Raw genomic sequence first — 6,951 nt, forward strand, 5'->3', positions numbered from 1 at the left:
CCCACAAGGGGAGAAGGGGGAGCCAGGCTTGCCACCCCGCCAGCCAAAACTATTTGCACCCCCATGTCGGAACTCCCGCGCCTCGCCCGTCCTAGGGCCGAACGCAGCAACACCCGGAGAGACATCATGGAAAGCACCCAATCGACCTGGCAGACCGCAGTCATCCTCATCGCCCGGCTGATCTTCGCCGCCATGTTCGCGATGGGGGTGGCCTTCAAACTCATGGATATCGGCGCCACCGCCGGCTACATCGCCGCCGCCGGCTTCCCGTTCCCGCTGTTCCTGGCATGGTGCGCGGCGATCCTCGAAACGCTGCTGGTGATTGCCTTCCTGACCGGCGCCTTGCTGACCCCGGCGGCGCTGATCGGCGCGGTCTATGTCACCTTCCTCGGCTTTGCCTTCCACGGCCCTTCGCACTGGGCCGGCAACCAGGCCGAGTTCGGCGCCTTCATGTCGCATTTCCCGTTTGCCGCCGGCCTGCTCTTCGCCGCCGTGCACGGCCCGGGCAGCGTGCTTTCGCTGCGCCAGGGTTGGCCGGGCAGGGCGTGACCTCATTCCTTCTCCCCGTTCAACGGGGAGAAGGTGCCCGAAGGGCGGATGAGGGGCGGCGCCGGCATCGACAATCGGCGGCCCCGAGATGCACCCCCCTCACATCTGGTCGTTGTAAGGTTCCTTCATCTGGCCGACCATGCGGGCGAGCTTCGAGAAGGACGGCATGTCCGCCTCCGGCTGGCACCGGTTGGCGAGTTCCAGCAGCCGGATCGGGAAGTTGACGGCATCGCGGCTCGATGCCGACATGCCTTCGGAGCGATCCTCACCCGTCTCGCAGGCCTCGGCCCGGCGCAGCGCAATGTCGATCTCCTCGACCGTCAGCACACCCTTGCGCACCAGCACCTGGTTGATCGACGCGACGGCCATCAACAGGCCCTCGAGCTGCAGATTGGCGACGTTCATGGCGGTTCCTCCCATTGACCTCGCCTCAAAAACGCACGAACGGCGTTTCCGATCCGGCATGATGCTTGCTGCCGTCGCCTGATCGGTCCGGAGTCGCTAGCCGTGCCGTTCCTGCGTGACAGCGTCGAGGATAAGCAGCGCCGAGTCGATACGCCATTGCTCTTCGGGCCTGACGCTCGCCGACAACAGCCGGTCCAGAACCGGCTCGCTGAGCAGCCAGCGCCGCATCTTTTCGATCGTGTCGTCGCCGGCGTCGTTCCAGAAATTCCGATTGGCCTTTTCCTTGATGAGCCGCTCGGCATCGCTCCCAAAGAACTCCGCCAAGTGCAGCGCGGCATTGGCCGAGGTCGAGGAAAGCCATGCTTCCAGCGCCGCGTCGAGGTCGCCGCCGGCGATTGCGATTCCACACAGCCAACCCGTCGGGTCGCCATCGTCGGGATGCTGCTCAAAACCATGACGCCAGGCACCAGCAAAAAGCGCCTGCACCGCCGCTCGTTCGTCCCGCGGCCACGTCCGCCACCCGCCACGGCTCAATTTGCTGGCGATGATCGGCGGATCGAGGCCGTGCCATCGCTGGTCGAAGACAGCCAACTCGAGTATCCGCGGCAGGAAGTGCTTATAGTCGGCAACGTCGCCAACCGTGGTGATCGCCCAGCCGGCATAGGGCCCGATCTGCTCGCCGGTCAACTCGCGCAACGGCGCCGAGGTGAGCGTCTTCAGGATCGCCACCGGATCGCGCAGCGGCGAGGCGCGCAGCACACGCGGCGGCGGGCAGGGCGCAAACGCATCGTAGCAGTCGTCGATCAGGCGCTGGAGCTCCGGCGGTTCTGTCATTTGCCTGTGCATGGACGCAAAGATTTATCGCGCCTACAGCTCCATCCAGCGTTGGCCGTACTCCTGCCAGAGCGCCTTGACCTCGCGGCCGCCTAGCGGTGGCGTCGAGCGGTCGCCGTAGAAGATGGAGACGGCGCTGAGGTCGTATTGGCCATCGGTCTGGACAATGAAGCGGATCGCTTCGCCGAGTGGCCTGGAGTGGAAGATCGGATCCGCCTGACCCCTGCCAAGGCTGCGAACGCCTGAAATGGTTGCTGGCAAATGCCGCATCCGAAAGACGGATGCCATGGCAGGTTTGTCCATGCCGCTCTCCGCGATTCCCCAACGGAATGATCCCATAAGGTCTGGTTAATGACCAGCCCGTGCGAAAAGCCCGGGCGGCCGCCCGGGCTTCCTGTCATGCGTCCTTCTGCCGGCAGAAGCTGTCAGCTTTTCCAGTGGCGGTGGAACCAGTCGGGCTGCGGCTCGACGCTCCTGGCGATTGCCAGGCCGATCAGCACGCCGATAAGCCCGCCCAGCGTCAGTGCCGTCGAGATCGTGCCGGGGTTCTGCCGGACCGTTTCCGACACGCTCTGCGCCTGGCCGCGCACAGTCTGTGCCTGGCTGCGAAGCTGCTGCGCGGCGCGAGATGCCCCCTCGGCTGCACTGTCGTACCAGCCGGAGGCTCGGTCGGCGGCACTATCGTACCAGCCATGCCCCGTCTCGACGACGTCCTCCGCCTGTTCGGCCAACGCGCGGTTGAGCCTGCTGACCTCGCGCCGCAGCTCCGCGATCTGCTTCTTCAGCGCCGCTTCGGAAGCGCTTGAAGAGCTGCTGCGTGTCGTGCTGCTGCGTGCCGCGGCACGACTGCGCGCCGGGTTGCTCTGGCTTTTTGCATTGCCGTTGCTCGGCTGGGCTGAGCTGTTGCCCTGGCTGCTCTCGTTCTCGGCCATGGTTTTCTCCTCTTCGATGTACGCCAACGATCCCGACAGGCCATAGTTCCCAGTGGGATGCGGCGAGCAAGCCTTCTAGGAAAATTTTCCTTGCCGGGTGACGGCAGCTATGCTACTGTTTTGTCCATGGTGCTGATTTGCGCCGCCGACCCGCCCGCCGAGGGCGGGTCTTGTTTTTCTGGATGCCTTCGAGCGCAGCGCCTCCTCGATCACTTCTCGACGCCGGCAGGCCAGAGAGGGGCGCGAAGCAACGCCGCGTTCCCGGTAGGCCGCTTCTCGAGCCCATCCCAGATCACCCGTGAGCCCGCCCATGCCCCGCTATGCCACCATCATCACCGCTGACGACGGACACGACGTCGTAAGCGCCATCGGCGTCTTCGAAGGCACCGCCAAGCCGCTGCGCTCCGGCCGTGTCGAGGAGGTCGCGCCCGGCGTGCTGATCGGCATGGTGCGCGGCGGGCCGGTCGATGCGGTCGGCGGCTTCGGCTTTCCAAACGGCGCTGAGGGCGGCCGGATGATCGGCATTGCCAGCACGGCGAGGCCGGGCAAGGCCGAGCCAGCCGCCGTCCAGATCGAAGCCGCGCCGGCCGGCACGGCGGCATCGGCCGAGAGCGCGGCGCCCAAGCCGGCGCGCAAGCCGACCAAGCCAAGGCGCGCCAAAACCGGCAAGCGCCGGAAGCCCGCCGTCGCGCGGTCCAGGCCGTCGAAGTCGGCGGTCGTTCCCGCCGCCGTGCCCGGCAGCAGCGAGCCGGCGGCGTCCCATGGCTGACGCGCCGTCGCGTTCGCGCCGGGCGCGGAAACCGGCAGGCGTTCCCGTCCGCCCGAAGCGGGCGAAAAAGACCATCGGCGATGATTTCGCCGCCGCGCTGCGCCAGGATTTCCGTGACCATGGCGCCGGCGTCATCGCCAAGGTCAGGGCGGAAAAGCCCGACCAGTATCTGAAGATCGTGCTGTCGGTGCTGCCCGGCCCGAAGGATTCTGATGCCCACACCAACACTCTGGACACACTGAGCGATGAGGAGATCCGCGCCCGCATCCGCGCCCTCGAAGCGATCGTCAGGCCGTTCCTTGGGGACGGAGTATCTGGCGCTGCTGACGGAGCTGGAGCGCCGGCGCCGCGCTAACCATTTGGCCGCTTACCGGCCCTATCCCAGGCAGGCGCAGTTCCACGCCGCGGGCGCTGCCAACCGCGAGCGCCTGTTCATGGCAGGCAATCAGCTTGGCAAGACCAGGGCGGGGGGCGCCGAATGGGCGATGCACCTCACCGGCCGCTATCCCGACTGGTGGCAAGGCAAGGTGTTCGACATGGCCGTGCGCCTCTGGGCCGCAGGCGTCACCGGCGAGGGCACGCGCGACAACCCGCAGCGCGTGCTGGTCGGCCCGCCGCAGCAGCAGGCCGACTGGGGCACCGGCATGATCCCGGCCGATGCCATCGTCCACACCGTGATGGGCCGCAGTGTTGCCGGTGCAATCGACAGCGTCGTCGTGCGCTGGGGCGGCGGTGGCGACGTCCAGGCCTCCGAGAGCGTGCTCTCCTTCAAATCCTACGAGAAAGGCCGCGAGAAATGGCAGGGCGAGACGCTGCACGGCGTCTGGTTCGACGAGGAGCCGCCGCTGGATGTCTATAGCGAGGGCCTGACGCGCACCAACGCCACCGGCGGCATCACCATCGTGACGTTCACGCCGCTGCTTGGGATGAGCGATGTGGTGCTGCGGTTTCTGTCGGCGGCGGATGTGGAGAGGATGGGGAAGGGGTGAATCACAGCCAATCTCCCCCCTTGTGGGGGAGATGCCCGGTAGGGGGAGATCAGCAGCTTCGGCGCTCGCGCCTAGCGGGGGTCGAGCGTCACCTTCGCTGCCCATTTGATCGGGGGCTAGTCCGGGTAGCTGCCGGCAATGATGAATGCCAGACCGCATGCTGCGATATCTGCTTGTGCTCGAAGCAATCCGTCGCCAGCTTGCTGATTTCTGAATCGGCAGACGCCTGCGCCCATTCGACATAGGCGTCAACGACCACAAACCTCGCCCGACCGGCCAACCCGAGGCCGTAGCGCCGCACCACCGGCTCGGCATGATCCAGCATCGCACGGATCGTGCCTGACGTATCGTTCCGCCACTGCTCGCAAATACCCGCTATCGCCGAAAACGGCGTTTGCGGCCTGAGCGATGCGGCGCGCTGGCGGGCGAACTTCAACTGCCAGTCCTTGGCAAAGCGCACGAATTGGATAGCTCCCATGCGCACCCCCTCATGCTCATCTGCAAGAGCAAACAGGGCTTGCGCCAGATGGTCGCCGTCGCCACGCGTGCTGCATCGCAGGATGGACTCTACGGCATCGAAGCGCGTGCGCGGGTTATCATCTGCCAGCAACGCTGCCAGTTCGCCCACCATCGAACTTATGTTCTGGTTTTGAAACGTGGCAAGAAACGCGCCTGTCGCTCGCGTCCGGGCATTGCCCGAAGTGAGCAGGAGACGCAGGCTTTCCAACGGAACCGTCTTGCCAAGCTCACCGAGAAAGTCGTTGGCCAGCGTGCCGTCGTCGTCATCGGAAGGCGACAGCAGCCGCTGCAGCATCTCCTGACCTGTCACGGCATTTCTCGGTTTGCCGAGCGGCAGCAGGAACTTGCCGCCTTCGCTGAAGAAAAGATGAGCGGTCTCGCTGTCCTCGGCGGACAGGCGCATCGCCTCGAATAAGTCTGTCATGGCAAAGAGTGGCTTTCCCACCCGCGTAGAGGAGAGGCCGCGCGCAATGCACCGGCCCAACGCGCATCGGTGTTCCCGATGCGGGGCAAGACCTACTGCATAAAACCGAAGATGAAAAGACGAGCGGGCGCAGTTTTGCTGTCGGTTCCGGTATCGCCAGGCGGGGCGCTGGCGCGTGAAACGCAACTCCCCCTCACTCCACTTCCTGCGCCACCCAGGGCATCCGCCATCGTGACCTTCACGCTCGGGATGAGTGATGTGGTGCTGAGGTTTTTGAGCGCAGCGGAAGTTGAGCGGATGGGCAAGGGATGAGGCGCCCACTTCCCTTCTCCCCGTTGTTCGCGATGTCCCCAGTCCAAACACCCGTGTGGGAGAAGGTGGCCTCGCGAAGCGAGGTCGGGGTGTTCCAGCTTGACGCCGGCGGCCGCAAAATCACTGCCGCCGTGTTCCTTCGCGCACCCCTCATCCGTCTCGGCGCCGCGCGCCGATCCACCTTCTCCCACAAGGGGAGAAGGGAAAGGGCCACCATGTCCCGACACGTCACCTTCATGACCATCGACGATGCCGGGCACTACACGCCTGCCGAACGCGCGGCGATCGTTGCCGCCTATCCCGCGCATGAGCGCGAGGCGCGCGCCAAGGGCATTCCGGTGCTGGGCTCGGGCCGCATCTTTCCGGTGCCGGAGGAACTGATTGCCTGCGAGCCGTTCCGGCTGCCGCGCTGGTGGCCGCGCATCGGCGCGCTCGATTTCGGCTGGGACCATCCTTCGGCCGCGGTCGAGCTCGCCTGGGATACCGAGGCCGACGTCGTCTACGTCACCAAGGCCTCCCGCGCCGCGCAGCAGACGCCGGCGATGCAGGCGCTCGCCCTGAAACCGTGGGGCGAATGGCTGCCCTTCACCTGGCCGCGCGACGGCCGCCGCGAAACGCTGGAAGGCGCCGGCGTGGCGCTCGCAAAACAATATGCCGCGCATGGGCTGAACATGCTCGCCAGCCACGCCCGCTTCGCCGACGGCTCGGTCTCGGTCGAGGCCGGGCTGATGGAGATGCTCGACCGCATGCAATCCGGCCGCCTCAAGGTGTTTTCGACGCTGCTCGCCTGGTTCGAGGAATTCCGCCTGTACCGGCGCTTCTATTGGGATGCCGTGGCCGGCGCCGAACTTCCCGCCGGCGTCGACTATGCCGTGTTCGACTTCGCGGTGAACAGCGGCCCGGCCAGGGCGGCGAACTACCTTCAGGCGATCGTCGGCGTCACCCAGGACGGGCGCATCGGTCCGGCGACGCTCGGCGCCGCCAGGGCCCGGCCCGCCGGCGTTGTCATCGACGCACTTTGCGACGCACGCCTGGCGTTTCTCAAGCGGCTGCCAACATGGCCGACCTTCGGCAGGGGCTGGAGCGAGCGGGTCGGCTTCGTGCGCGCCGAGGCGCTGCTGCTGTCGGCGGTTGAGCCGGCTCCGCCGGCGCCAGCGCCTGGGCAAAGCCCATCGGTACCTTCGGTTGAAGCTGCCCATCCGGAGGTTGCGCCTGATC

The 6,951-nt window shown here is 66.3% G+C and carries 10 protein-coding genes and 2 pseudogenes; 7 read left to right on the forward strand and 5 right to left on the reverse strand.

The window, feature by feature from the left end:
* The first annotated feature begins 126 nt into the window (after positions 1-126).
* Positions 127-549, forward strand: coding sequence for a DoxX family protein (locus EN781_RS21165; RefSeq protein ID WP_126055214.1), 423 nt, complete (start codon positions 127-129; stop codon positions 547-549).
* A gap of 99 nt (positions 550-648) precedes the next feature.
* Here the strand turns inward: EN781_RS21165 and EN781_RS21170 are convergent, their stop codons facing one another.
* From EN781_RS21170 to EN781_RS21185, 4 genes are all read right to left on the reverse strand, one after another.
* Positions 649-954, reverse strand: a complete 306-nt coding sequence (locus EN781_RS21170) for a hypothetical protein (RefSeq protein ID WP_126055213.1) — start codon at positions 952-954, stop codon at positions 649-651.
* Positions 955-1,050: 96 nt separating this feature from the next.
* The gene (locus EN781_RS21175; RefSeq protein WP_145965570.1) at positions 1,051-1,683 is read right to left on the reverse strand and encodes a hypothetical protein; all 633 of its coding nucleotides are present in this window, start codon (positions 1,681-1,683) and stop codon (positions 1,051-1,053) included.
* Positions 1,684-1,821: 138 nt separating this feature from the next.
* On the reverse strand, positions 1,822-2,091 hold the full coding sequence (locus EN781_RS21180) for a hypothetical protein (RefSeq protein ID WP_126055211.1): 270 nt from the start codon (positions 2,089-2,091) through the stop codon (positions 1,822-1,824).
* A gap of 122 nt (positions 2,092-2,213) precedes the next feature.
* Positions 2,214-2,720: a hypothetical protein gene (locus EN781_RS21185; RefSeq protein WP_245455496.1), complete on the reverse strand. Its 507-nt coding sequence runs from the start codon at positions 2,718-2,720 to the stop codon at positions 2,214-2,216.
* A gap of 310 nt (positions 2,721-3,030) precedes the next feature.
* Here EN781_RS21185 and EN781_RS21190 point away from each other — a divergent pair, with 310 nt between their 5' ends.
* From EN781_RS21190 to EN781_RS21200, 3 genes are read left to right on the forward strand one after another with little or no spacing between them, the layout of a single operon-like run.
* On the forward strand, positions 3,031-3,489 hold the full coding sequence (locus tag EN781_RS21190; protein ID WP_126055210.1) for a hypothetical protein: 459 nt from the start codon (positions 3,031-3,033) through the stop codon (positions 3,487-3,489).
* Complete coding sequence (locus tag EN781_RS21195; RefSeq protein WP_126055209.1) at positions 3,482-3,844, forward strand: hypothetical protein; 363 nt, start codon at positions 3,482-3,484, stop codon at positions 3,842-3,844. Before EN781_RS21190 ends, EN781_RS21195 begins: the two co-directional genes overlap by 8 nt.
* A complete protein-coding gene (locus tag EN781_RS21200; RefSeq protein WP_245455495.1) occupies positions 3,789-4,478 on the forward strand; it encodes a terminase family protein in 690 nt (229 codons plus the stop codon). Before EN781_RS21195 ends, EN781_RS21200 begins: the two co-directional genes overlap by 56 nt.
* 88 nt (positions 4,479-4,566) lie before the next feature.
* On the opposite strand, the gene EN781_RS21205 is transcribed toward EN781_RS21200, so the two are convergent.
* Positions 4,567-5,421, reverse strand: a complete 855-nt coding sequence (locus tag EN781_RS21205) for a hypothetical protein (RefSeq protein WP_126055207.1) — start codon at positions 5,419-5,421, stop codon at positions 4,567-4,569.
* Positions 5,422-5,499: 78 nt separating this feature from the next.
* Here EN781_RS21205 and EN781_RS21210 point away from each other — a divergent pair, with 78 nt between their 5' ends.
* The 3 genes and pseudogenes from EN781_RS21210 to EN781_RS34440 form a co-directional block, all read left to right on the forward strand.
* Positions 5,500-5,733, forward strand: coding sequence for a hypothetical protein (locus EN781_RS21210; protein WP_126055206.1), 234 nt, complete (start codon positions 5,500-5,502; stop codon positions 5,731-5,733).
* Between the two features lie 236 nt (positions 5,734-5,969).
* Positions 5,970-6,485 (forward strand): annotated as a pseudogene (locus EN781_RS21215) (terminase family protein); the annotation flags it as partial.
* Between the two features lie 54 nt (positions 6,486-6,539).
* Positions 6,540-6,863, forward strand: a pseudogene (locus EN781_RS34440) (glycosyl hydrolase 108 family protein); the annotation flags it as partial.
* Positions 6,864-6,951: the final 88 nt, after the last annotated feature.

Source organism: Mesorhizobium sp. M4A.F.Ca.ET.090.04.2.1 (genome assembly GCF_003999085.1).
Taxonomy (GTDB): domain Bacteria; phylum Pseudomonadota; class Alphaproteobacteria; order Rhizobiales; family Rhizobiaceae; genus Mesorhizobium.